The sequence below is a fragment of the Tenacibaculum tangerinum genome, assembly GCF_029853675.1.
Lineage (GTDB): Bacteria > Bacteroidota > Bacteroidia > Flavobacteriales > Flavobacteriaceae > Polaribacter > Polaribacter tangerinum_A.
The window spans coordinates 2,098,547-2,121,724 of the sequence record NZ_CP122539.1 but is presented as its reverse complement, the minus strand read 5'-3'; the positions used below and the strand labels follow the sequence as shown (position 1 = coordinate 2,121,724).

The 23,178-nt window shown below is 34.1% G+C and carries 27 protein-coding genes; 12 read left to right on the top strand and 15 right to left on the bottom strand.

Annotation, left to right across the window (positions count from 1 at the left end; translation table 11 throughout):
• Window positions 1–95 precede the first annotated feature (95 nt).
• The 8 genes from frr to P8625_RS09235 all read right to left on the bottom strand — a co-directional run bounded on the left by frr (window position 96) and on the right by P8625_RS09235 (window position 6,131).
• Entirely contained in the window at window positions 96–650 is a 555-nt protein-coding gene (gene frr, locus P8625_RS09270; protein ID WP_279650188.1) for a ribosome recycling factor, read from the bottom strand.
• Window positions 651–698: 48 nt separating this feature from the next.
• Entirely contained in the window at window positions 699–1,409 is a 711-nt protein-coding gene (pyrH, locus tag P8625_RS09265) for a UMP kinase (protein ID WP_279650187.1), read from the bottom strand.
• 87 nt (window positions 1,410–1,496) lie between these two features.
• Window positions 1,497–2,093 (bottom strand): RDD family protein, encoded by a 597-nt coding sequence (locus P8625_RS09260; RefSeq protein ID WP_279650186.1) that lies wholly within the window; start codon window positions 2,091–2,093, stop codon window positions 1,497–1,499.
• A gap of 153 nt (window positions 2,094–2,246) precedes the next feature.
• Window positions 2,247–3,215, bottom strand: a complete 969-nt coding sequence (gene tsf, locus P8625_RS09255) for a translation elongation factor Ts (protein ID WP_279650185.1) — start codon at window positions 3,213–3,215, stop codon at window positions 2,247–2,249.
• Window positions 3,216–3,306: 91 nt separating this feature from the next.
• Window positions 3,307–4,059, bottom strand: coding sequence for a 30S ribosomal protein S2 (gene rpsB / locus P8625_RS09250; protein WP_279650184.1), 753 nt, complete (start codon window positions 4,057–4,059; stop codon window positions 3,307–3,309).
• Between the two features lie 187 nt (window positions 4,060–4,246).
• The gene (gene rpsI / locus P8625_RS09245; protein ID WP_279650183.1) at window positions 4,247–4,633 is read right to left on the bottom strand and encodes a 30S ribosomal protein S9; all 387 of its coding nucleotides are present in this window, start codon (window positions 4,631–4,633) and stop codon (window positions 4,247–4,249) included.
• A gap of 2 nt (window positions 4,634–4,635) precedes the next feature.
• On the bottom strand, window positions 4,636–5,091 hold the full coding sequence (gene rplM / locus P8625_RS09240; protein ID WP_279650182.1) for a 50S ribosomal protein L13: 456 nt from the start codon (window positions 5,089–5,091) through the stop codon (window positions 4,636–4,638).
• Between the two features lie 191 nt (window positions 5,092–5,282).
• Window positions 5,283–6,131 (bottom strand): OmpA/MotB family protein, encoded by an 849-nt coding sequence (locus P8625_RS09235; protein WP_279650181.1) that lies wholly within the window; start codon window positions 6,129–6,131, stop codon window positions 5,283–5,285.
• Window positions 6,132–6,260: 129 nt separating this feature from the next.
• Here P8625_RS09235 and P8625_RS09230 point away from each other — a divergent pair, with 129 nt between their 5' ends.
• Window positions 6,261–7,232, top strand: coding sequence for an FAD:protein FMN transferase (locus P8625_RS09230; protein WP_279650180.1), 972 nt, complete (start codon window positions 6,261–6,263; stop codon window positions 7,230–7,232).
• On the opposite strand, the gene P8625_RS09225 is transcribed toward P8625_RS09230, so the two are convergent.
• The 4 genes from P8625_RS09225 to gpmI all read right to left on the bottom strand — a co-directional run bounded on the left by P8625_RS09225 (window position 7,229) and on the right by gpmI (window position 10,992).
• On the bottom strand, window positions 7,229–7,999 hold the full coding sequence (locus P8625_RS09225) for a class I SAM-dependent methyltransferase (RefSeq protein WP_279650179.1): 771 nt from the start codon (window positions 7,997–7,999) through the stop codon (window positions 7,229–7,231). The two genes, P8625_RS09230 and P8625_RS09225, sit on opposite strands and share 4 nt — an antisense overlap.
• Window positions 8,000–8,085: 86 nt before the next feature.
• Window positions 8,086–8,904 carry a type I methionyl aminopeptidase gene (gene map / locus P8625_RS09220; RefSeq protein ID WP_279650178.1) on the bottom strand — a complete coding sequence of 273 codons (819 nt, stop codon included), beginning with the start codon at window positions 8,902–8,904 and terminating at the stop codon, window positions 8,086–8,088.
• Window positions 8,905–8,933: 29 nt separating this feature from the next.
• On the bottom strand, window positions 8,934–9,464 hold the full coding sequence (locus tag P8625_RS09215) for a thioredoxin family protein (RefSeq protein ID WP_279650176.1): 531 nt from the start codon (window positions 9,462–9,464) through the stop codon (window positions 8,934–8,936).
• A 10-nt stretch (window positions 9,465–9,474) separates the two neighbouring features.
• The gene (gene gpmI / locus P8625_RS09210) at window positions 9,475–10,992 is read right to left on the bottom strand and encodes a 2,3-bisphosphoglycerate-independent phosphoglycerate mutase (RefSeq protein WP_279650175.1); all 1,518 of its coding nucleotides are present in this window, start codon (window positions 10,990–10,992) and stop codon (window positions 9,475–9,477) included.
• A 142-nt stretch (window positions 10,993–11,134) separates the two neighbouring features.
• On the opposite strand from gpmI, the gene P8625_RS09205 reads away from it, so the two are divergent.
• Entirely contained in the window at window positions 11,135–11,638 is a 504-nt protein-coding gene (locus tag P8625_RS09205; RefSeq protein ID WP_279650174.1) for an outer membrane beta-barrel protein, read from the top strand.
• Between the two features lie 150 nt (window positions 11,639–11,788).
• Here P8625_RS09205 and P8625_RS09200 read toward each other — a convergent pair whose 3' ends face one another.
• Window positions 11,789–11,986, bottom strand: coding sequence for a hypothetical protein (locus tag P8625_RS09200; RefSeq protein ID WP_279650173.1), 198 nt, complete (start codon window positions 11,984–11,986; stop codon window positions 11,789–11,791).
• Between the two features lie 246 nt (window positions 11,987–12,232).
• On the bottom strand, window positions 12,233–12,997 hold the full coding sequence (locus P8625_RS09195; protein ID WP_279650172.1) for a M48 family metalloprotease: 765 nt from the start codon (window positions 12,995–12,997) through the stop codon (window positions 12,233–12,235).
• 115 nt (window positions 12,998–13,112) lie between these two features.
• Here P8625_RS09195 and P8625_RS09190 point away from each other — a divergent pair, with 115 nt between their 5' ends.
• On the top strand, window positions 13,113–14,870 hold the full coding sequence (locus P8625_RS09190) for an aromatic amino acid hydroxylase (RefSeq protein WP_279650171.1): 1,758 nt from the start codon (window positions 13,113–13,115) through the stop codon (window positions 14,868–14,870).
• 34 nt (window positions 14,871–14,904) lie between these two features.
• Entirely contained in the window at window positions 14,905–15,186 is a 282-nt protein-coding gene (locus P8625_RS09185; RefSeq protein WP_279650170.1) for a rhodanese-like domain-containing protein, read from the top strand.
• An 11-nt stretch (window positions 15,187–15,197) separates the two neighbouring features.
• Here P8625_RS09185 and P8625_RS09180 read toward each other — a convergent pair whose 3' ends face one another.
• Complete coding sequence (locus P8625_RS09180) at window positions 15,198–16,148, bottom strand: GSCFA domain-containing protein (protein WP_279650169.1); 951 nt, start codon at window positions 16,146–16,148, stop codon at window positions 15,198–15,200.
• A gap of 109 nt (window positions 16,149–16,257) precedes the next feature.
• Between P8625_RS09180 and P8625_RS09175 the strand changes: the two genes are divergently transcribed.
• From P8625_RS09175 to P8625_RS09140, 8 genes are all read left to right on the top strand, one after another.
• Complete coding sequence (locus P8625_RS09175) at window positions 16,258–17,154, top strand: MerR family transcriptional regulator (protein ID WP_279650168.1); 897 nt, start codon at window positions 16,258–16,260, stop codon at window positions 17,152–17,154.
• Window positions 17,155–17,358: 204 nt separating this feature from the next.
• Window positions 17,359–18,747, top strand: coding sequence for a fasciclin domain-containing protein (locus tag P8625_RS09170; RefSeq protein WP_279650167.1), 1,389 nt, complete (start codon window positions 17,359–17,361; stop codon window positions 18,745–18,747).
• A 67-nt stretch (window positions 18,748–18,814) separates the two neighbouring features.
• A complete protein-coding gene (locus P8625_RS09165) occupies window positions 18,815–20,296 on the top strand; it encodes a phytoene desaturase family protein (protein WP_279652937.1) in 1,482 nt (493 codons plus the stop codon).
• Window positions 20,280–21,122, top strand: a complete 843-nt coding sequence (locus P8625_RS09160) for a phytoene/squalene synthase family protein (RefSeq protein ID WP_279650166.1) — start codon at window positions 20,280–20,282, stop codon at window positions 21,120–21,122. The genes P8625_RS09165 and P8625_RS09160 overlap by 17 nt, the downstream gene beginning before the upstream one ends.
• Window positions 21,119–21,565, top strand: coding sequence for a hypothetical protein (locus P8625_RS09155; protein ID WP_279650165.1), 447 nt, complete (start codon window positions 21,119–21,121; stop codon window positions 21,563–21,565). Before P8625_RS09160 ends, P8625_RS09155 begins: the two co-directional genes overlap by 4 nt.
• Window positions 21,562–22,017: a sterol desaturase family protein gene (locus P8625_RS09150; RefSeq protein ID WP_279650164.1), complete on the top strand. Its 456-nt coding sequence runs from the start codon at window positions 21,562–21,564 to the stop codon at window positions 22,015–22,017. The genes P8625_RS09155 and P8625_RS09150 overlap by 4 nt, the downstream gene beginning before the upstream one ends.
• On the top strand, window positions 22,014–22,715 hold the full coding sequence (locus tag P8625_RS09145) for a lycopene cyclase domain-containing protein (protein WP_279650163.1): 702 nt from the start codon (window positions 22,014–22,016) through the stop codon (window positions 22,713–22,715). The genes P8625_RS09150 and P8625_RS09145 overlap by 4 nt, the downstream gene beginning before the upstream one ends.
• Window positions 22,702–23,175: a TspO/MBR family protein gene (locus P8625_RS09140; RefSeq protein WP_279650162.1), complete on the top strand. Its 474-nt coding sequence runs from the start codon at window positions 22,702–22,704 to the stop codon at window positions 23,173–23,175. The genes P8625_RS09145 and P8625_RS09140 overlap by 14 nt, the downstream gene beginning before the upstream one ends.
• The last annotated feature ends 3 nt before the right edge of the window (window positions 23,176–23,178 follow it).

The window sequence follows — 23,178 nt, the reverse complement described above, 5'->3', positions numbered from 1 at the left end:
AAAAATTTTAGGCAAAGTTATGCCAAATGAATGAATTAAACGAAAAAAAGAGCGTTATATAACGCTCTTTACATAAAACTATTTAGAAAAGAAAATTACACGGTCATAATTTCTTTCTCTTTAACGGCATACTTTTCGTCGACTTTTTTTACATAGTCATCAGTTAACTTCTGAACATCAGCTTCTGCATTCTTCTTCATATCGTCAGAAATATCTACTTTCTTAATTTCGTTATTCGCATCTTTTCGGGCATTACGCACACCAACTTTGGCATGTTCTGCTTCTGCTTTAGCTTGTTTGGCAAGGCTAATACGACGTTCTTCGGTTAATGGAGGTACATTAATGATGATATTGTCTCCATTATTCATCGGATTGAAACCGATATTGGCAAGCATGATGGCTTTTTCGATTTCTTGTAACATATTTTTTTCCCAAGGCTGAATTGATATGGTTCTAGCATCGGGTGTATTTACGTTCGCTACCTGTGATAATGGTGTTTGAGAACCGTAGTAGTTTACCATAATGGTGCTTAACATAGCAGGAGTAGCTCTTCCAGCTCGAATACCTGCTAATTCTTTTTCTAAGTGGCTAATAGCTTTGTCCATCGCCTCTTTTGTCGAATCTAAAATAAAATCAATCTCTTCGTTCATTTTGTTCGTATTTAAAACCTCAAATAGACTGAGGGGTAATTTTTCGATTTATTCATTATCAACTATTGTTCCAATATTTTCTCCAGAAACTAATTTTAAAAGGTTTCCTTTTTTATTCATATCGAAAACTATAATTGGTAATTTGTTTTCTTCACTTAACGTAAAGGCTGTCATATCCATTACTTTTAAGCCTTTTTCAATAACGTCTTTAAAAGTAATATTTTCATACTTAACAGCATTTTTGTCTTTTTCAGGGTCTGCTGTGTAAATACCATCTACACGAGTACCTTTTAAAATAGCATCTGCATTAATTTCAATGGCTCTTAATACGGCTGCTGTATCGGTTGTAAAATACGGATTCCCCGTTCCTCCACCAAAAATTACAACACGTCCTTTTTCTAAATGACGATTTGCACGTCGTTTGATATAAGGTTCTGCAATTTCTTTAATTTCAATAGCTGTCTGTAAACGGGTATAAATTCCTTCGTCTTCTAAGGCACTTTGTAGTGCTAATCCGTTAATACAAGTGGCTAACATTCCCATGTGGTCACCTTGTACACGATCCATACCTTGACTAGCTCCTGCAACCCCTCTAAAAATGTTTCCACCACCAATTACAATGGCTACTTCTATGCCTTTATCTACTACTTGTTTTATTTCTTGGGCATACTCTTTAAGTCTGTTTGGGTCGATTCCGTATTGGCGTTCACCCATAAGTGCCTCACCACTTAGTTTTAAAAGAATTCTTTTGTATTGCATTTGTTTTGTTGAAAGTTGTGCAAAGCTACATATTTTTTTTGATAGTTTTATGAGGAAACATAGTGTAATGATCTTCTTAGCAACTTTCTACTTTATTTTAATTACTCTTGTTTTTGATAAAGAATCATGCCAACCAACAGCATCTGAACCTAAAAAAGAAAAAGCATTAAAAGGGATGTATCTGCATAACGACCTAACTAAAATCATTTCAAATGTAGGTTTGTTTCCATTCTCATCAACAACTTTTGTATTGGTGATTAATTTAGCTAAAGACCTGCCAGTTAAAGCTTCAAAAAAGGAATAGTAAAAAAATCCTATAACAAACCCCCAGAAAAATTCCTCTAGTCGCCCCATACTTTCAAGAGAATTTAAAGAATTAGGAGAAACTACTACGAGAATCATACCCCAAAGATACCCAGTTATGACGCTGATTATAAGAAGAAAAATTCTGTCTAGTAAATAATTGGCAAAACGTATGCCTTGTCCTGCAAGTTGATTTTCTAACTCATTTTCAGCCTTTTTTGCCAAAACGGCTTCTTTAATCGTATGATTTTCATCAAATGAGTCGCAGGTTACCTCAAAGTTTGCAATAGAATTAGTTAATCCGCATACAATACCTTGTTGATTGTCAAATTTTTGGTGATTGCAAATCTTACAAAACTGTAAATGTTCTTGTCTTGTCATAGCTTTTTGTTTTTTTGGGTTGAACGGTATACTTCATAGTTACTCAATATAACATACGAATTTATTTAAAATTGAATTGATAATCAATCTAAATAAAGGGTATAAAAAAACCATCCAAATTTGGATGGTTTTTTATCGTATTGTTGTTGAGAATTACCCCAAAGTAACTCTTACGAAGTTCTTTACTTCAACGTCACCGTAAGTAGCAACATACTCAGCAACAGTCATTTTTTCATCTTTAATAAACTTTTGATCTAACAAACATTGTTCTTGATCTAAAGTTGTATTGTCAGAAATAAATCTCTCCATTTTACCAGGTAAGATTTTGTCCCAGATTTGTTCTGGTTTTCCTTCTGCTTTTAATTGCTCTTTTGCTTCTTCTTCAGCTTTTGCTAAAGCTTCATCGGTTAATTGCAAACGAGAAACGAATTCAGGAACGTTCTTTAACGTTTTACCTAAACGTGCTAACTCTTCGTTGTCTTTTTTAATTGCAGCAATTCTTGCTTCAGTTTCAGAAGCTACATAAGCAGCGTCGAAATCTTTGTAAGATAACGTAGTAGCTCCCATTGATGCAGCTTGCATCGCTAAGTCTTTTGTTAACTCAGCAGCATTATCTACCACAGCAGTTAAACCTACCATAGCAGCAATTTTACCAACGTGAGTATACGCTCCTACGTAAGGTGCTTCAATTCTTTCGAAAGCAGTGATATCGATTTTTTCACCGATTACTCCTGTTTGCTCAATTAATTTTTCTGCAACCGTTACTCCACCAAAATCAGCAGCTAAGAATTCTTCTTTTGTTTTGTGGTTAAAAGCGATGTCAACAAATTCTTGCGCTAAAGCTTTAAATGAATCGTTTTTAGCTACGAAATCTGTTTCACATGCTAATACAATAGCAACACCATAGGTATTGTCATCGCTAATTTTAGTAATTGCTACACCTTCAGTAGACTCACGATCTGCTCTTTTAGCAGCAATCTTTTGTCCTTTTTTACGTAAAATTTCAATAGCTTTATCAAAATCACCTTCAGCCTCTACTAATGCTTTTTTACAATCCATCATACCAGCTCCGGTAGTTTCTCTTAATTTTTTTACGTCTGCAGCGCTAATTTTTACTGACATTTCTATCGTTATTTTTTAGTTGTAAATATATTGTTGTACAAAGTTGTAAAAATTTAAAGGCTTCAATGTTATGAAGCCTTTAAATTAAAAATTATTTTGCTTCTTCTTTAGCAGGTACTTCTGCTTTTTTTTCTTTGTCAGCTTTCGCTTTTTCTTTGTCAGCTTTTCTTTCAGTTAAGCCTTCAGCGATAGCATCAGTTACATGCGATAATACTTTATCGATAGATTTAGAAGCGTCATCATTTGCTGGGATAACAAAGTCAATCGGTCTTGGATCAGAGTTTGTATCAACCATTGCAAAGATTGGAATGTTTAATTTTTGTGCTTCAGCAACAGCAATGTGTTCTTTCTTTACGTCAATTACAAATAAAGCTCCTGGTAAACGAGTCATATCAGAAATTGAACCTAAGTTCTTTTCTAATTTTTCACGTTGACGGTTTATTTGTAATTTTTCTCTTTTTGATAAAGCGTCGAAAGAACCATCTGTCTTCATTCTATCAATAGAAGTCATTTTTTTAACGGCTTTACGGATAGTTACAAAGTTTGTTAACATACCTCCTGGCCAACGCTCAGTAATATAAGGCATGTTTACAGCTTTTGCTTTTTCAGCAACGATATCTTTTGCTTGCTTTTTAGTTGCAACGAATAAGATTTTACGTCCTGAGTTTGCTATTTTTTGTAACGCAGCAGAAGCTTCGTCAATTTTAGCTGAAGTTTTATACAAATCGATGATGTGTACACCATTACGCTCTGTATAGATGTATGGAGCCATGTTTGGGTTCCATTTTCTAGTTAAGTGACCAAAGTGTACGCCACTTTCTAATAATTCTTGAATGTTTGCCATTTTAATAAATGTGTTTACGTTCTGTTTTCGCAATACTTCAGTAGTTATGAAGTCTGAAGTATTTAGATACTAAACTGTTAAAAATTAATATATATAACAGTCTCGAAACGTTTTTAGTTGAAAGATAAAAGAGAGCAGGCAAAAGAAGAGTCTTTCGTCTTGGTTCTCGTATCTTATATCTAAAATATTAACGTTTAGAGAACTGGAATTTCTTACGTGCTTTCTTCTGACCGTATTTTTTACGTTCAACCATTCTTGGATCACGAGTTAACAATCCTTCTGGTTTTAACACAGTTTTGTTTTCTTCGTTGATAGATACTAATGCTCTAGTAATTGCTAAACGAATAGCTTCTGCCTGACCAGTAACACCACCACCAAATACGTTTACTGTAATGTCATACGTCTCTAAATTTTCAGTGAGCATTAAAGGTTGTTGCACTTTGTATTGTAAAGTTGGTGTGGTAAAATAGTTTTTAAACTCTCTTTTGTTGATAGTGATGTTTCCACTTCCTTGAGAAACATAAACACGAGCAACAGCTGTTTTTCTTCTCCCTATTTTGTGTACAGTTTCCATAATTATTTAAGATCGTTAAGGTTAATAGTTTTAGGTTTTTGAGCTTCTTGACCATGCTCTGTACCTGCGTAAACATATAAGTTTTTAAATAACGCGCTACCTAAACGGTTTTTAGGTAACATACCTTTTACTGCTTTTTCAACAAGTCTTGTAGGATCTTTTTGAAACATTTCTGTAGCAGTTAATGATCTTTGACCTCCTGGATATCCCGTGTGGCGGATGTACGATTTATCGGCCCACTTGTTACCCGTTAGGTTAATTTTTTCAGCGTTGATAATCACAACGTTGTCTCCACAGTCTACGTGAGGAGTGAAATTTGGCTTGTACTTACCTCTAATAAGTTTTGCAACTTTAGAAGCTAGACGACCTAATGTTTGCCCGTCCGCATCAACTAAAACCCACTCTTTGTTTACGGTAGCCTTATTAGCCGATACTGTTTTGTAACTTAATGTGTTCATATTTACACGATTAGTTTTTGTTTGTTAATAATAATTTTTAATCCTTGAAAAAGGTCTGCAAATGTACGGTTAATTATTTAATTGACAAATAGCCTGTTAGTTTAATTTGCATGCTGCTTGTTTTAGGCAAGTAAAAAACAAGAAAAACGTGCCTTAGGCACGTTTTTCTACTACAATATTTTTAAAAAAAACTATTCTACTTTTTGGTCTAACAAATCAAAGAATTGATTTAACCTTGGTAAAATGATAATTTTTGTACGTCTGTTTTTGGCTTTGTTTGCAGGACTGTTATTTTCTACCAAAGGAACATAGCTACTTCTACCTGCTGCAATTAATCGTGCAGGAGCTACCTCGTATTTGTTTTGCAATTCACGAACAATAGCAGTTGAACGCAATACACTCAATCCCCAGTTATCTTTTAAAGAAGAACCTTCGGCTACTGGTGTATTGTCGGTATGACCTTCAACCATTACATCCATTTGAGGCTGACCGTTTACTACGGTAGCTACTTTTTCTAACACTTTAGAAGCTTCTTCGTTAATGGTATAGCTTCCACTTTTGAATAATAATTTATCAGAAATCGAAATAAAAACTACGGTCTTTTCAACATTTACTTCAATGTCTTGATCGTCAATACCATCTTGTAATTCTCTCTTTAAATGAAACGCAACCACTAAATTTAACGAGTCCTTCTTAGAAGCAGCCTCTCTAATTTTATTAATGTATTTATCTTTCTTGCTCAATTGAGCTAATGTTTCTTTAATGTTATCATTAGCACCTTTCGTTAATACCGTTAAATTTTCAACTTGTTGTAAGGTGTTTTCTTTATCTTCTTTTAATTCTGTTACTCTAGATTCTAAAGAAGTTGTTTCCTCTTCACACTTCTCTTTTTCAATTAAACATTTTGTTAAGTTAGCTTTTACAGCCAACAATTCTTCTTTTGTTTGTTCGTGTTTCGCTTTGATAGCTTCTAACTCTTTTGAAGAGGCACATGATGCTAAAAGAATTGAAACAGTAAGGAATGCAACTATTTTCTTCATTTTATTCTGATTTATTGTTAGATGTATTATTAATAGTGAAGCAAATTTAAAAAAATGAAGATACAAAAAATAGAATTAACAATCTTTTATGAACATCGAATATGCTATTTTTGTGATTAAATTTTCAAAATGATGAGAAAAATATCCTTTTTTGTAGCTTTATTATGGTTGTTCATAGCTTGTAAAGAAGAGGGGAAATCGACAGAGATTAAGTTAGAAGGACCTGTTTTTGGTACAGCATACCATATTACTTACCAAAGTGATATTAATTATCAAGAGTCAATAGATAGTTTGTTCTATTTGGTAAACACATCGCTATCTACGTATATACCAACTTCCGATATTTCTAAAATTAATCAAGGAGATACTACTGTAGTAGTGGACGATATGTTTGTAGAGGTGTTTGAGAAGGCAAAGAAAATTTACAAAGAAACCGATGGGTATTTTGACCCTACGATTGGTAGATTGATTGATGCTTACGGATTTGGTTCTGGTGAAGAGAAAAAGGATTTGACTTCAGAAGAGATTTCAGCGTTGATGGAAAATGTAGGCTTTGATAAAGTGACATTAAAGGACAGAAAAGTGTATAGAGAAAGTGAAGATATTGAGTTTAATGTCAACGCCTTTGCCAAAGGTTATGGAGTCGATGTAATTGGGCGATTTTTCGAATCGAAAAATATTCACGATTATATTGTAGAAATAGGAGGAGAGGTTAGAGCGAGAGGTACCAAGCATGGGAAACTGTGGAAAGTGGCCATTGAAAAACCGAATACTGACGGAACCCGTTCTATTCAGAAAATTATAGAATTGGATAATGAATCGATGGCAACTTCTGGTAATTACAGGAAGTATAAAGTAAATAGCGAAGGAAAGAAAATAGTGCATACCATCAATGCAAAAACAGGATTGGCCAAAGAGAGTAATTTACTAAGTGTTTCGGTTCGTTTAAAAGGCGATTGTGCCGATGTAGATGCCTATGCCACCGCTTTTCTAGCTATGGGATTGGAACAAACGAAAGTCTTTTTAGAAGAGCATCCAGCATTAAAAGTAATACTCTTGTACCAGAATGATGCTGGTGAGTTAATAGAGTTTACCAATTAATGTTTATAACACACAGGCAAAATTTCACCTTTCATCAATGCAAATCGTTTTAGTTTTTCTGCGGAAATTTTTTGTGTGTAATCTATTTCATCAACTTTAAATCCGATGGAGCGTAGTTTGTCAAAATAATCTAGCCCATATACACGTACATGGTCGTACTGACCGAAGATTTTTGCACGTTCTTTAGGGTCGGTAATAGTATCGTCTTCAAAAGTAGTTGCTCTCGATAGATCTTGCGGAATTTGAAAAATACCAAAACCGCCAACTTTCATAACGCGGTATAGCTCTTGCATGGCTTTCGTGTCATTAGGAATATGTTCTAATACATGGTTGCAAAACACTACATCGAAAGCGTTGTCTTCAAACGGTAAATCGCAAATATCGGCTTTTACATCGGCTATGGGTGATTCTAAATCGGAAGTAGTATAGTCTAAATTTTGTTGTTTTCTGAAAATAGTTAAAAAACATTGTTCAGGAGCGATGTGCAATACTTTTAGCTTTTTGTTTGAAGTAAAAAAGTTCGTTTCATCCTGTAAAAACAGCCATAGTAAGCGATGTCTTTCTAGTGATAGAGTAGAAGGTGAAAGGGCATTTTCTCGCTGTTTTCCATATCCGTAAGGTAAAAATTTACGAAACGATTTCCCGTCTATTGGGTCCGTAAAGTTATCACCTTTTAACCACCAAGCAATTACAGGGCGCACCCAATAACTGACTTTGATTAAAATAGGTCGAGGTAAGGTATTTAGTATCGTTTTGAAAATTTTCATTTGGTCATTCCTGCGAAGGCAAGAATCGTATTTTTTGAGATTCTGCAACAAGTGCACAATACTATGGACACATATTGTTTAAAAGACTATAGAGTTAGTGGTTGTTGTCTGAATTCCTCCTCTTCATTACTCTCAATACCTAAAGCATCATATATATATTGAAAGGTCGATAGTAACTCTGGTTTGCCATCTACAATCGCTACATCGTGTTCAAAGTGTGCCGATGGTTTTCCGTCTAACGTAGTAATCGTCCACCCGTCGCTGTGCTGACGAATTTTGTGAGTTCCCATATTGGTCATCGGTTCTATAGCAACAACCATTCCTTCAACAAACTTTTTACCACGACCTCTTTTTCCGTAGTTTGGCATTTCTGGGGCTTCGTGCATTTTGCGTCCTAAACCGTGTCCTACCAATTCACGAACTACGCCGTATCCGTGATTTTCGGTAAAATTTTGAATTGCAAAACCTACATCACCTACACGATTACCTACTTTAAACTCGCGAATACCCACATACAAACTTTCTTTAGTAATGTCTAAAAGTTTTTGTGTTTCAGGAGCAATTTCACCCACAGGAAAGGTATAAGCGTGATCTCCATAAAAATCATTTTTTATCGCACCGCAATCAATAGAAATTATATCGCCTTCTTGTAAAGGTGTTTTATCAGGAATTCCATGAACTACTTGTGAGTTTGGACTCATACAAAGGGTGTTCGGAAAATCATACAAACCTAAAAAACCAGGAATAGCACCTTGCTCACGAATAAATTCTTCGGCAAGTTTGTCAAGATATAAAGTCGTAACTCCAGGTTTTACTTCTTTGGCAAGCATCCCTAACGTTTTCGATACTACTAAGGCGCTTTCGCGCATCAATTCTATTTCTTCTCTAGTCTTTGAAATAATCATATTAAAAATATTGAGGCGCAAATTTACAGTTATTTTTGATATGGATGTTTGTATTCTTGGCCCGAGAGGATTTGCAAAAAATCTTTTTCAATGGTACTACCTTCAATAGCGTGTTCTACAAAACGACCGAGTTCTTTTCCGTCTTTATAAAAAATAAAGGTCGGTACTCGAATTACGTTAAAGCCTTCTTCTAATCCGTTGGCTTTTTTTTGACGGTTTACCGTAACTAATTCAAGGTTTTTATAGTCAAATTCAACTTCGTCTAAAATTTTGTAAAAATTAGGAACTTCACGCTTGCTGTCTCCACACCAAGTTCCCATAAACCCTTTTATTTTAACGTCGTTTAAATAAGGTTTTAGTTTTTCTACGGTGCCTTTGTCGGTTTCGTAATATGAATAAAAATCGTTGAACCACTCGCTTCCATAAGGCTCTTGTTGAAAGTCTTTTTTGGTAGCAATACCGACTAAATTGCCATTTTCGTTTTTAGTTGCCATATTTTTTGGAGTCGAAGCACATGAGATTACAAAAACTGTAAAAAGAGTATATGCGATTTTTTTCATCGATTAAATTTTAAATGAGTGAATGTTGTGTCATTTCTTTAGGCTGCTCAACACCCATTAATTTTAAAATGGTGGGTGCAATATCGCCTAAAATACCACTTTTTATTGATTTTAATTCTTTGTCGATTAAAATCATAGGAACTGGGTTGGTAGTGTGCGCAGTATGAGGTGTTCCATCAGGATTAATCATGGTCTCACAGTTTCCGTGGTCTGCAATTAAAATGGTGGTGTAATCGTTATCTAATGCAGTATTTACTACATCTTTTACACAATTATCAACCGCCTCGCAGGCTTTTACGGCAGCTTCAAAAACACCTGTATGCCCTACCATATCGCCATTGGCAAAATTTAAACACACAAAATCAACCTCGCCGCTTTGTAGTTCAGGAACTATGGCATCACGAATTTCATAGGCACTCATCTCAGGTTGTAAATCGTAAGTAGCCACTTTGGGTGAGGGGCATAACAAACGTTTTTCTCCTGTAAACTCTTCTTCTCTTCCGCCAGAAAAGAAGAAAGTTACGTGTGGGTATTTTTCTGTTTCTGCGATTCTTATTTGTGTTTTTCCAGCAGATTCTAGTACTTCCCCTAAGGTGTTTTCAATATTTTTTCCATTGTAGATAACATGAATGTTGTTAAAAGTATCGTCGTAGCTTGTCATGGTAACAAAGTACAACGGTAGCTTTTTCATATCGAAATCTGGAAAGTCTTTTTGACTCAAAGCTTCTGTTAATTGACGCCCTCTGTCGGTTCTAAAGTTGAAGAAAATCACCACATCGTCTTCTTTAATAGTTGCTTTTGGTTGGTTGTTTTCATCAACCATTACAATAGGTTTGATGAACTCATCGGTAACATCTGCATCGTAACTTTGCTGAATGTTGGTAGAAGCATCTGAAGAAAAAGTTCCCTTTCCGTTTATCAAGGCGTCGTAAGCAAGTTGCACTCGTTCCCAACGATTATCGCGGTCCATAGCATAATAACGACCTGTAATTGTTGCCAATTCACCAGTTGTTTTTTGCATGTGTTGTTGAATGTCGTTAATGAAGTACTTCCCCGATTTCGGGTCGCAATCACGTCCGTCGGTAAATGCATGCAAGTAAACATTTTTCAAACCATAACTATCTGCTGCGGTCAGCAGTCCTTTTAAATGGTCGATATGTGAGTGGATTCCTCCATTAGAAACCAACCCTAAAAAATGTATGTTTTTGTCGTTAGCTTTGGCATATTCAAAGGCATTAAGAAGCTCTTTTTCTTTTGCTAAAGTTTCTTCTTTTACCGCTTTGTTAATCTTTGCTAAGTTTTGATATACAATTCTACCCGCACCTAAATTCATGTGTCCAACCTCTGAGTTTCCCATTTGTCCTTCGGGTAAACCAACATGCTCACCGTCGGTTCGCAGCTGTGCGTTCGGAAATTTGTCGTATAAAGAGTTTATATACGGAGTTTTCGCATTATAAATCGCCGATACTTTTGGGTCTTGGGTCACTCCCCATCCATCCAAAATCATAAGTATTACTTTCTTGCTCATGCCACAAAGTTACTTTTTTGAATTAAAAACTCAGTATGAAATGCGATTAAAAAAACTATTTGAGTTAAAATTTATATTGAAAGAGACAAGTACAATATTATTTTCAATATATTTTTGTACTTTAAATTTTAAAAAACAAAACATGAAAAAAATTATCTTATTATTAGTTGCTGTACTAAGTTTTTCATTTGCTAATGCTCAGCGAGGTGAGGGTACAGATTGGTTAAAGGCGGGAGTTCACTTCGGGTTACCGATTGCTGATGCCTCTGATACTTCATCTTTTGTACTTGGTGTAGATTTAAAATACCAGTTTTTAAATGTAAATAGTTTTGGAATTGGATTCTCTACGGGGTATTCACATTATTTTGGTAAAGAAGTAGCAGGGGTGTCAGTAGATCAGGGAATTGTACCTTTAGCGGCATTATTCAGATTTTACCCAACAGAAAACTTTTTTATAGGAACCGATTTAGGATATGGTTTCCTTACAGAAGGTAGCGAGTCAGGAGGTTTTTATTACAGACCAGAAGTAGGATACCACAGTGATAAGTGGAATATTTATGGATTCTACCAAGGTTTGTCTGTAGATGGTTCTACTCCAAGTTCTGTAGGAATTGGTATCAACTATAACATTATTCAAGGTAAGTAATATTTTAAAACAGTTAATTAAAATATTTTAAACCTTACTATTGTTTTAATAGTACAAAAAGCTGAACTCTATATGATGTTCAGCTTTTTTATAGTTGATTAATAAGGAAAAATAATATTGAAAACAATATCAATAAAACCAAAACATTTTTCAGTAATGCAATTCTTCTCTGTTTTTTGATATTTTCGCGTATTTTTTTGAGTTGCTCTTTACTGGCAGACTTTTCAAAAAAAGCTCGTCACTGTTTTCTTTTTGAAATCGCTCTAGCTTTTCAAAAGCACTTACCCTTTTTCTTTTGTTGTTCTTTAAACTCGTAATCATAGCCGATACGGCTCCTCCAAAACTCATAGCAAATAAATTTAGTTATAGTATAATGTGAGTTCGAATTGTTTTAATATAGAATAAGCATTCCGGCCAAAAAAAGTAATTTCATTTAACGAGTTACTTTTATTTTTGAAATGCCTTGTCACTCATACTTAACTCTATTAATATAAAGACCATTTATGTTGAGGAAAATATGCTTAATATTTTACATCCAACCTACGTATATAGGTAGCTTTGAAGGGTGAAATGTTACAAGTAGGTGTGTATTTTCTATTTTTGGTATTTACGAATGGCCTCTTTTATTTTTTCAATTCTATTTTCTGGGTCAGGGTGTGTACTTTGAAATTCAGGAACCCTGTTAGGACCCGCAGCAGCTTTTAAAATTTCCATAACTCCAATGAGGCTTTCAGGATTATAGCCTGCATCTATCATTAGCTTTACGCCCAATTCATCACTTTCCAACTCATCTCCTCTACCATTTTTCAGCAACGTTTGTTGCCCTATACTGTTGGCAAGTTGCCCTAAATCAGCACCTACAGAAGCTCCCATGGTAAGTAATTTCCAAAAATTAGCGTTAGTAATTCTTTCATTAGAATGTTTTCCTAAAACATGTCCTATTTCATGTCCTAATACACCAGCGAGCTGGTCTTCATTTTTTAATTTAGAAAACAAAGCATGGGTAATAAATATTTGTCCACCCGGTAAGGCAAACGCATTGATAGATCTTTGGTCTCTTAGTAGGTGAAAATCAAATTGATAGCCAGATTGTTTAGCAATGGTGTTATTTACTAGCTTTGCCCCAACCTTATCAACCAATATTTGTGCATTTTTATCAGGGTACAGACCTCCATGCTGCTCGGCCATTACTGGCGCTTGTTGTAATCCAATAGCAATCTCTTGCTCAGGTGATAAGCTAACAGCTTGTGTTTTTCCAGTATAAGGGTTTACTTCTTGTTGACTGCATTTGCGTAAATATGCAAAAGCTACGATAGCAATACCAATTAATATACGAGTTTTAAAACCTCTTGACCTCATTTTAACTACGATTTTTAGTGACAAAAGTAAATGTACGAAATATATTAATTTAACGAATATGAATTTTTTATAAAGTATAAAAAACTTAAATTTACAGGGCAAAACAAACAACACTATGGATTCTCATTTTGAGTTAAACGAAGTCACAAAAAAGTTACCTAAACACTTACATAAATTTGTAGTAAGGCAACCTTACGAAGAATACACAGCACAAAATCAAGCAGTATGGCGCTACGTAATGCGTATGAATGTTGATTATTTAGGTAAGGTAGCTCATGGCTCTTATGTAGAGGGGCTAAAAAAGACAGGTATTTCTGTTGAAAACATTCCTCATATGGAAGGGATGAATCGTATTTTGAAAGAAATAGGTTGGGCAGCAGTTTCTGTTGACGGATTTATTCCGCCCAATGCCTTTATGGAATTTCAAGCGTATAATGTGTTAGTTATAGCATCAGATATGCGAACTATAGATCATATTGAGTATACGCCAGCACCCGATATTATACATGAGGCGGCAGGACACGCTCCCATTATAGCAAATCCGGAATATGCTGAATATTTACGTCGCTTTGGAGAAATTGGAGCCAAAGCAATTTCATCAGCAAAAGATTATGAAATGTACGAAGCTATTCGGTTGTTATCTATTTTAAAAGAAGATCCTAATTCTACTCAAAAAGAAATAGAAGAAGCGCAAGAAAAAGTAGAGTGGCTACAAGAAAATATGGGAGCACTTTCTGAAATGTCTCAAATAAGAAATTTACACTGGTGGACAGTAGAGTATGGGTTAATAGGAACCGTAGAAGATCCTAAAATTTATGGAGCAGGCTTGTTGTCTTCAATCGGAGAAAGCAAGTGGTGTATGAAAGATGAGGTAAAGAAAGTTCCATACTCTATAGAAGCGGCTAATGTGAATTTTGATATCACAAAACCACAGCCTCAATTGTTTGTTACGCCAGATTTTGCTCATTTAAGTATGGTGTTAGAACAGTTTGCTAATAAAATGGCAATACGAACCGGAGGTTTGAAAGGAGTTGAGAAATTAATAGATTCTACAAGTTTAGGTACTATTGAGTTGAGTACAGGTGTTCAAATATCAGGAATTTTTACAAATGTAATAGCAGATGACAACAACAAACCTGTATATGTGCAAACCACAGGTCCAACGGCATTAGCTAATAGAGATAAGGAGTTGATAGGGCATGGAGTTACTTATCATGCTGAAGGATTTGGAAGCCCAATAGGAAAACTAAAAGGAATTAACATTCCGATAGAAAATATGAGTCCGCGCGACTTAAAAGCTTACGGAATTTATGAAGGAGAAAAAGTAGCACTAGAGTTTGAGGGGGGAATAAAAGTTGAAGGAGAAGTCATTACAGGAACAAGAGATTTACGCGGTAGAATTTTATTAATATCGTTTAAAAATTGTACAGTAACTCATGGAGATACCTTATTGTTTCATCCAGATTGGGGAGTGTATGATATGGCAGTAGGGGTAGAAGTAATATCTGCTTTTGCAGGTCCTGCCGATGTGTCTTCTTTCGGAGATGTTGGTAAAGTGTCGGAAACGAAAACACATAAAATCAACTATTCAGCATCAGATAAAGAGTTGTATAACCTGTATAGTAAAGTGAGAGAAATGAGAGAAAATGGAGAAGTTTCGGAAGAAAACATTCAAGAAATTTTTGACAAAGTAAACACGCAGTTTAAAAATGATTGGTTGTTGCCTTTAGAATTATTGGAACTGTCAATAGCAAACAATTTCCCTATAAAAGACACGTTACATACCTATCTTGAAAACATGAAAAGTAACAAGAGTTACTCAATGTTAATTGAAAACGGATTACTTTTGCTGGAAAATTATCAAGAAGCATAAAATGTCGTTATTTAATTTATTTAGAAAAAAACATATGAGCAACCAAATACAAGAATACTTAGCTAAAGGTGCAGTTGTATTAGATGTTAGAACCATAGCGGAATGGAACGAAGGGCATAGTAAAGGGGCTAAACACATTGTGTTAAACACCATTCCTTCTAATGTAGAAGAGGTAAAGTCGTGGAATAAGCCTGTAATAGCTGTTTGTAGAAGTGGGGCTAGAAGCGGTCAAGCAACGCAGTTTTTGCAAAACCATGGAATAGATATTATAAATGGTGGACCTTGGCAAAATGTAGATCAATATTTAACAAAATAAATATTTAAAGGTTAAAAACTCATAAAAGGAAATGCTTGTAAAAGTGTTTCCTTTTTTTGTTGCAGATTATTTAAAAAACGTTGGTGTGCCTCTGAGTTAGGGTTAAAGGGTTTGTGCAACAACCCTTTTTGAATGGTTTCTACTTCTTGCATGGTTTGATATGAGTCTTCAGTAACCCAAACATCTTTAAATTTTTCCCAAATATAATTAATAGCAACATTGTTTGGATGAACCATGTCTTCATTATAAAAACGATAGTTGCGTAATTCGTCCATCATAATTTCATACGAAGGAAAATAATAACAACGATTTCTAGGTGACACCAATTGATGAATTGCTGAGATTAAGTGCGCTTTGCTACGTTGATTTTCTATAAAACCATCTTTTAAATGTCTTACAGGAGAGATGGTATAGATAATTGATATGTTTTTGTTTATTGACTTTGCTAATGAGTTAATGGCTTGTATGCTCTCAGAAACTTCATCAACAGTTAATAATTCTTTCAAGAATTTTTTTTGTGAAACTTTATGGCAGTTGGCAACCAACACGTCCGATTCAATTTCTCTATATACCCAAGCTGTACCTAAGGTAATGATCAAATGAGTGGCTTCTTTAAGCTGTTTAAAACTTTTTTGTATCGATGAATTCAGATTCTGCAATAAGATGCTTTTATCATTTGAACTTAAAGACGAATGTGCTTCAAAGCTATGCCATCGCTCCTGATGGAAAAAAATATCTTCTTCTATGTATTTTTCTTTGTTAATAGTTTTTGCAATAAAGTTTTCAATAGCCTTGGGGTGGAATAGTATGCCAAAAGGATTCTGTTTTAATTGAAATTTATAGTAGTTCAGTTTAGAGCCAATATGCTCAGAAAAACAGGAACCTATCAAGAATAATTTTGATGAATAATTAATTTGATGATGTGCTTGTTTTGCAAGAGGTATTTGTGTGTGTAAATTCATGTACAGATTAAATAGGCTATCAAAAATAGGAATTTTAACTTCAGAAAAAACCTTAACAGTTTAAGTTTTAATAAATTTTGTATATTTGTTTAATATTAAATCGTATATCTTGAACAATATAAAATCTACATTCACGATTAAAGACTTGGAGAATATTTCAGGAATAAAGGCGCATACCATTCGTATTTGGGAGAAGCGTTATAACCTTTTATCACCTGAAAGAACAGATACCAACATTAGATATTATTCTACAGCAAATTTACAAAAGCTGTTAAATGTTGTTTTGTTGAATAAAAACAATGTAAAAATATCTAAAATAGCTGAAATGTCTGATGATACCATTGTTTTAAAAGCAAGAGAGCTAGCACTTAAAAAAGCTGTAGACGATGAAGCTATAAATTCTTTTAAACTGGCAATGTTTAAATTTGATAAAGTGCTGTTTAATACTTCTTATAACCGATTGTTAAAGAGAAAATCCTTTAGAGAAATTTTTAAAGATGTATTTGTTCCGTTTTTAAATAGAATAGGTCTCTTATGGCAAACAGATACATTGCTCCCTGCACACGAGCATTTTATCTCGAACTTAATCATACAGAAAATTCAGGTTAATATTGAAAAGCTAGAATATGCAAACAATAATTCTAATGTGACTTACGTGTTGTTTTTGCCTGAAAATGAAATTCATGAGTTAGGACTGATGTATTTGAATTATGAACTTTCTTTAAGAGGGTATGACACTATATACTTGGGGCAGAGTTTGCCTTTAGATAATCTTAACCATTTTTTTAAGAGCAAAGAAAAGGTTTGCTTTATAACTTCAATGATTGTGCAACCTTACGACGATAAAGTGGAAGAATATTTTTTAGAAGTAGAAGATATTTTGAAAGATACGACTCACGAATTAATTGCAATAGGTAGCAAAGCAATGAAGTTTGAAGACTACGATTTTAAATCTCAAATTACTGTTTTTCCTTCTTCAGAGAAGTTTTTAGATAGTTTTAAATAAAAAAAATATTTTTGTTTATTATTTTTTTGTTTTTGTTAAACAAAGTTTATATATTTGAGGAGTGTTTTGTTAAAGGGCACTTTTTTTTGATAAACAATTTTTTTGTTTAATATTTTTTAAAAAAAAATAAACAAAGTCTATCGAAGCCGAAAAATAGACTATAAAAAGTAAAAGAGTAAGCATCAATTTAAAAATTACAAAATCATGAAAATCAAAAACCTAACTTCATTGTTATTTTTAGGCTTGTTCGCGAGTCTAGTGCTGTTTACGTCATGTGATAGTGACGATGATCCAATTATAGTAGAAAATGATAGTATTGTAGAAATAGCCGTAGGCACGCAGAACTTGAGTATTCTGGTAGAGGCTTTGCAAAAAGCAGATTTAGTTTCTGCTTTAGAAGCAACTGGGCCTTTTACCGTTTTTGCACCAACCAACGATGCATTTCAAGCATTATTAGATTCAAAAGCGGCTTGGAACTCGTTGGACGATATTCCTGTTGAAACTTTACAATCAGTATTATTGTATCACGTAGTTGCTGGGGCGGCTTTGTCGAGTGATTTGTCGAACGGACAAGAGTTAACTACGTTAAACGGATCAACTATAACAGTAGATTTAACTGGTGGGGTTGATCTAGTTACAGGTGCAGATCAAGCTGTATCGGTAACCACGGCAAATGTTGGTGCTTCAAACGGAGTTATTCATATCGTAAATGAGGTAATGCTTGCCGAAAGTTTACCAAAAGATATTACAGATTTAGCAATTGAAACCCCCGAATTAAGTACGTTGGTAGCAGCATTGCAGAGAGCTGAATTAGTTTCTGCTTTACAAGCAGAAGGGCCTTATACAGTTTTTGCGCCAACCAACACTGCTTTTCAAGCATTGTTAGATAGTAACGATTCTTGGAATTCTTTAGACGATATACCTGTAGAAACGTTAACTTCAGTATTGTTGTTTCACGTAGTGAGCGGAGAAGTAAAAGCAGCTGATTTAGAAAATAGTTATGTAAAAACATTGTCGACAGGGCCGAATGAAGAAGCATTGTCACTTCAAGTAGAAGTAGGTGGAACAGTGGAGTTTAACGGAGATGCTATGCCACTTGCTACAGATATAATGGCATCAAACGGAGTTGTTCACTTAATCGATAAAGTAATGTTGCCACCCAATGTGGTTACCTTAGCGTTAAACAATAGTGGTTTTACAACTTTAGTTGCAGCTTTAACAGATAGTCGTCATACAACAGATTTTGTTACGTTATTAAAAGCAGATGGACCATATACAATATTTGCGCCAACCAATGCAGCGTTTCAAGCGTTATTAGATAGCAACGCTTCTTGGAACTCATTAGCAGATATTCCAATTGGAACCTTAGAAGCTGTATTGAAATATCATGTATTTGCTGGTGGAAATGTGCAGTCAGACGAATTAACAGACAATCAAGAAATTACCATGTTTGATGGAAATATGGTTACTGTAGATTTATCAAATGGTGCTAAGTTAGATACAGGTTCAGGGCAGTCGGTGGTAATATCGGCAACAGATGTGCAAGGTACTAATGGAGTAATTCACGTGGTAGATAGCGTTCTTTTACCTTAAGAATATAAAATTACAAGCAAAATTAATTTTTTGCTTGTAATTTATTTAATATATTTAGAAGAAATAAATTGAAAAAAAAGTATACATAATAGGATCGGGCTTCTCTTCTTTAGCTGCCTCATGTTATCTGGCAAAGGCTGGGTATGAAGTAACAGTATTAGAAAAAAATGCTACTATAGGAGGCAGAGCAAGACAATTACTAAGAGATGGTTTTACTTTTGATATAGGTCCCACTTGGTATTGGATGCCAGACGTTTTTGAAAAATTCTTTGCAGATTTTGGTGAAAAACCATCAGATTATTACGAGTTAGATAGGTTAGATCCTGCTTATGAGGTATACTTCGGAGAGCAAGATTCAATCGTAATTCCAGGAACTTTAGATGAGATTTATGAAGTTTTTGAAAAAGAAGAAAAAGGAAGTTCTAAACACTTAAAATCCTTTTTAAAATCAGCAAAGTACAATTACGATGTTTCGATCAACGATTTGGTATACAAACCAGGAGTTTCTCCACTAGAGCTAGTTACTCCTGTTACCATAGGCAACATATTTCAGTTTTTTTCAACCATTAGACATGAGGTTCGAAAGAAAATAAAAAGCAACAAGCTGATTCAGATTTTAGAGTTTCCTGTATTGTTTTTAGGGGCAAAACCTAGTAATACACCTGCTTTTTATAACTTTATGAATTATGCCGATTTTGGCTTAGGAACATGGCATCCGAAAGGAGGAATGTATAAGGTTATCGAGGCGATGACAAAACTAGCCAGTGATATGGGGGTAGTGTTTCAAACCAATGCAAGCGTGGAGGAAATTACAGTAAACGACAAAGGAGAAGCTGTAGGAGTTGTTGTAAATGGAAAAGTAATGCAGTCTGATGTTGTGTTGAGTGGAGCAGACTACCATCATACAGAAACCCTACTTCCTAAAAATCTAAGACAGTATTCTGAAGGATATTGGGATAAGAAGGTTTTTGCACCATCATCGTTGCTATTTTATGTAGGATTTGATAAAAAATTAGAAAAAGTATGCCATCATACGTTGTTTTTCGATACAGATTTTGATGTACATGCGAAAACGATTTATGACGCACCTAGCTGGCCAAAAGAGCCCTTGTTTTATGCAAGTTTTCCTTCAATTACCGATCATTCTTTTGCGCCAAAAGGAAAAGAAGCAGCCACTTTTTTAATACCCTTAGCTCCAGGAATAGAAGATACTCCAGAGCTACGAGAACAGTACTTCAATATTATTATTGAAAGATTAGAAAAGTTAACACAGCAATCAGTTAAAAAGCACGTTCTTTTTAAAGAGAGTTTTTGTGTAAATGATTTCATACAAGAATACAATTCCTATAAAGGAAATGCTTACGGGTTGGCAAATATATTAACACAAACCGCCTTTTTAAGACCCAATATAAAAAGCAAGAAAGTAAAAAATTTATTTTTTACAGGACAATTAACAGTGCCAGGACCAGGTGTTCCCCCGTCTTTAATATCTGGAAAAATAGCTTCAGATTTAATCTTAAAAACGTACAAAAATGAAACAGTTATTTGATGAAGCCTCTTACGCATGCAGTAAGTTAGTAACTAAAAAATACAGCACTTCGTTTTCTCTAGCAACGAAGATGTTATCGCCAAAAATACGTGCCGATATTTATAATATTTATGGTTTTGTACGTTTCGCTGACGAAATTGTAGATTCTTTTCATGAGTACGACAAAGAAGAGTTGTTGTTAAAGTTTGAAAAAGATTATTATGAATCAAAGCGTAAAGGAATCAGTTTAAACCCTATTTTAAACTCTTTTGTAAGTACGGTAAACAAATACAATATACCCGATGAGCTAGTGCAAGCTTTTTTGAAGAGTATGAAAGCAGATTTGTATAAAACAGTATACACTACTACAGAAGAATACAATGATTATATCTATGGTTCGGCAGATGTGGTTGGTTTAATGTGCTTGAAAGTTTTTGTAAACGGAGATGAGCAAAAATACGAAGAGCTAAAGGCACCCGCAATGCGTTTAGGGTCGGCATTTCAAAAAGTGAACTTCTTAAGAGACTTAAAAGAAGATTTTAAAGAGCTAAACAGGTCTTATTTTCCAAATGTAAATTTTGGAGATTTAAGTATCGAAGGCAAGAACACCATTATTAAAGAAATAGAAGACGATTTTGATTTTGCTTACAAAAACGGTATCTTAAAGTTACCAGTAGAAGCAAAATTTGGGGTATATACAGCCTATAGATATTATAAAACACTTTTAAATAAGTTGAAACATACTCCTTCAACAAAAATTATGGATACCAGAATTAGAATTTCCAACCCGATGAAAATTAATTTATTAGCAAGGAGTTATGTGAGGTATAAACTCAATTTAATATGATAAAAGAAATGCTATTTGGTGCTTTGTTCTTGGTGTTTACCGCTAGTTTTGGCAATACACCTAGCTTTGTAGAAGAATATCATAATGTGTCTACCAAAGCAGAAGAGCTAGCATACATACGTAAATACAAAAAAAGCAAAGAAGTTAGTGTAAAAGCGTATGTTATTTCTCTAGAAATGAAGCAGGCAGAATACAAAACAATGCCTTGGAGCAAGCTTAAAATTTTTAACACAAAGAAAAAAGAATTAGAAGCGTTAATTTTAAAAAATCCAGATAACATACATCTAAGGTATGTTCGATTGGTAATACAAGAAAATACACCTAGTATTTTAGGGTATACTACATCAAAAAAAGAAGATAAAGAATTTTTAAAAAAAGCACTTCAGAAAAAAGATAGTACCAATTATTTACACACTTATATAATAAACAACACATCATTATGAGTTTAGTAGTATACATAGCAGTTACGTTGATAACATTTATTGTTATGGAAGGGGTTACTTGGTTTACCCACAAATATGTTATGCACGGTTTTGGATGGTATTTGCATGAAGACCATCACCAGCCAGGATATCCTTATGTTTTTGAAAAAAATGACGTTTTTTTTGTTGTTTTTGCAGTTCCAAGCATGCTCTTGTTCTATTTCGGAATTAACCCAGAATTAAACTATTTATTTTTTATTGGTTTGGGTATTTTACTATATGGTATTGCTTATTTTTTAGTACACGATGTATTAATTCATAGAAGATTTAAGTGGTTTGATAAAACAAATAACCAATACTTTAAAGGATTGCGAAAAGCACATAAAATCCATCATAAACATTTAGGGAAACACGATGGAGAGTGCTTTGGTATGTTATTCGTACCTTTTAAATATTTTAATAAAAGACAGTGAGTCAATATTTATATCTTATCTTAAACTTAGGCAGCTTAAGTATACCGTTACTCTATAGCATCTTTGAAAAAAAGTTTCACTTTATACAGTACTTCAAACAAGCAATCATCAGTATTTCAATAGTTGCGTTATTTTTTTTGATTTGGGATAGTTGGTTTACACAAATGGGCGTTTGGGGCTTTAATCCAAAATATCACCTACCTATAAAGCTACTGCACATGCCCATAGAAGAATGGTTATTCTTTTTTTGTATTCCTTACGCATGTTTGTTTACGCATGAGGTATTAAAATATTTATTTCCAAAATTTAAAATGTCAAAATCAGGAACCATTATTTTAAGTTTTTTGCTCATACTTATAGTTAGCCTGTTGTTGATTTTTAACTTCGGAAGATGGTACACCACAGTTAACTTTATACTATTCTTATTGCTTTTAGCGTACGCTTTGAAATATCATTTGCCAACGTTACAAGAGTATTACCCTAGCTTTTTAGTGATTTTGATACCCTTTTTAATTGTCAATGGAATTTTAACAGGTAGCTTTATAGAAGAGCCTGTAGTTTGGTATAACAATGCAGAGAATATAGGGTTTCGGGTTTTTACCATACCCTTTGAAGACTTTTTTTATGCATTTATCATGCTGTTTTCAGTACAACTAATTTTTAACTATTTAAAAACAAAAAAACATGAAAGAAAATAAATACATACGATTTTTAGTTTTTCTAGTTGCTAATTTTTTAGCGCTAGGTATAGGGTCTTGGTTAATGAATGATGGGCCTAATACCGACTGGTATCAGTCTTTGAACAAAGCTCCTTGGACACCTCCAGGATGGGTGTTTGGAGCAGCATGGACAACCATTATGTTACTGTTTGCTGTGTATATGACCAAAGTAAGTTTTAAGTATCCATATTTAAGTAAAAAGCTACTCGTTTTATACGGTGTACAATGGATTTTAAATGTAAGTTGGAACTATCTTTTCTTCAATCAACATTTAACAACAATAAGCTTAGTGGTCATTATACTACTGTGGCTACTCATAGGATATTTTACTTTCAAGCACCTTAAACAAGTAAAAAATTACACCTTTTTCATACTACCTTATTTAGTGTGGATGACAATTGCGACTAGCTTAAACCTATACGTCGTACTAAACAATTAAATT

Coding starts and splice junctions, on each gene's coding strand:
- P8625_RS09195 (WP_279650172.1), bottom strand. CDS start 12,997: ATGAGGTCAAGAGGTTTTAAAACTCGTATATTAATTGGTATTGCTATC.
- P8625_RS09170 (WP_279650167.1), top strand. CDS start 17,359: ATGAAAATCAAAAACCTAACTTCATTGTTATTTTTAGGCTTGTTCGCG.
- tsf (WP_279650185.1), bottom strand. CDS start 3,215: ATGTCAGTAAAAATTAGCGCTGCAGACGTAAAAAAATTAAGAGAAACT.
- P8625_RS09230 (WP_279650180.1), top strand. CDS start 6,261: ATGATGAGAAAAATATCCTTTTTTGTAGCTTTATTATGGTTGTTCATA.
- P8625_RS09185 (WP_279650170.1), top strand. CDS start 14,905: ATGAGCAACCAAATACAAGAATACTTAGCTAAAGGTGCAGTTGTATTA.
- P8625_RS09190 (WP_279650171.1), top strand. CDS start 13,113: ATGGATTCTCATTTTGAGTTAAACGAAGTCACAAAAAAGTTACCTAAA.
- P8625_RS09140 (WP_279650162.1), top strand. CDS start 22,702: ATGAAAGAAAATAAATACATACGATTTTTAGTTTTTCTAGTTGCTAAT.
- P8625_RS09225 (WP_279650179.1), bottom strand. CDS start 7,999: ATGAAAATTTTCAAAACGATACTAAATACCTTACCTCGACCTATTTTA.
- P8625_RS09150 (WP_279650164.1), top strand. CDS start 21,562: ATGAGTTTAGTAGTATACATAGCAGTTACGTTGATAACATTTATTGTT.
- map (WP_279650178.1), bottom strand. CDS start 8,904: ATGATTATTTCAAAGACTAGAGAAGAAATAGAATTGATGCGCGAAAGC.
- P8625_RS09160 (WP_279650166.1), top strand. CDS start 20,280: ATGAAACAGTTATTTGATGAAGCCTCTTACGCATGCAGTAAGTTAGTA.
- rpsB (WP_279650184.1), bottom strand. CDS start 4,059: ATGGCAAACATTCAAGAATTATTAGAAAGTGGCGTACACTTTGGTCAC.
- P8625_RS09155 (WP_279650165.1), top strand. CDS start 21,119: ATGATAAAAGAAATGCTATTTGGTGCTTTGTTCTTGGTGTTTACCGCT.
- P8625_RS09215 (WP_279650176.1), bottom strand. CDS start 9,464: ATGAAAAAAATCGCATATACTCTTTTTACAGTTTTTGTAATCTCATGT.
- gpmI (WP_279650175.1), bottom strand. CDS start 10,992: ATGAGCAAGAAAGTAATACTTATGATTTTGGATGGATGGGGAGTGACC.
- pyrH (WP_279650187.1), bottom strand. CDS start 1,409: ATGCAATACAAAAGAATTCTTTTAAAACTAAGTGGTGAGGCACTTATG.
- frr (WP_279650188.1), bottom strand. CDS start 650: ATGAACGAAGAGATTGATTTTATTTTAGATTCGACAAAAGAGGCGATG.
- rplM (WP_279650182.1), bottom strand. CDS start 5,091: ATGAACACATTAAGTTACAAAACAGTATCGGCTAATAAGGCTACCGTA.
- P8625_RS09235 (WP_279650181.1), bottom strand. CDS start 6,131: ATGAAGAAAATAGTTGCATTCCTTACTGTTTCAATTCTTTTAGCATCA.
- P8625_RS09200 (WP_279650173.1), bottom strand. CDS start 11,986: ATGAGTTTTGGAGGAGCCGTATCGGCTATGATTACGAGTTTAAAGAAC.
- rpsI (WP_279650183.1), bottom strand. CDS start 4,633: ATGGAAACTGTACACAAAATAGGGAGAAGAAAAACAGCTGTTGCTCGT.
- P8625_RS09205 (WP_279650174.1), top strand. CDS start 11,135: ATGAAAAAAATTATCTTATTATTAGTTGCTGTACTAAGTTTTTCATTT.
- P8625_RS09260 (WP_279650186.1), bottom strand. CDS start 2,093: ATGACAAGACAAGAACATTTACAGTTTTGTAAGATTTGCAATCACCAA.
- P8625_RS09180 (WP_279650169.1), bottom strand. CDS start 16,148: ATGAATTTACACACACAAATACCTCTTGCAAAACAAGCACATCATCAA.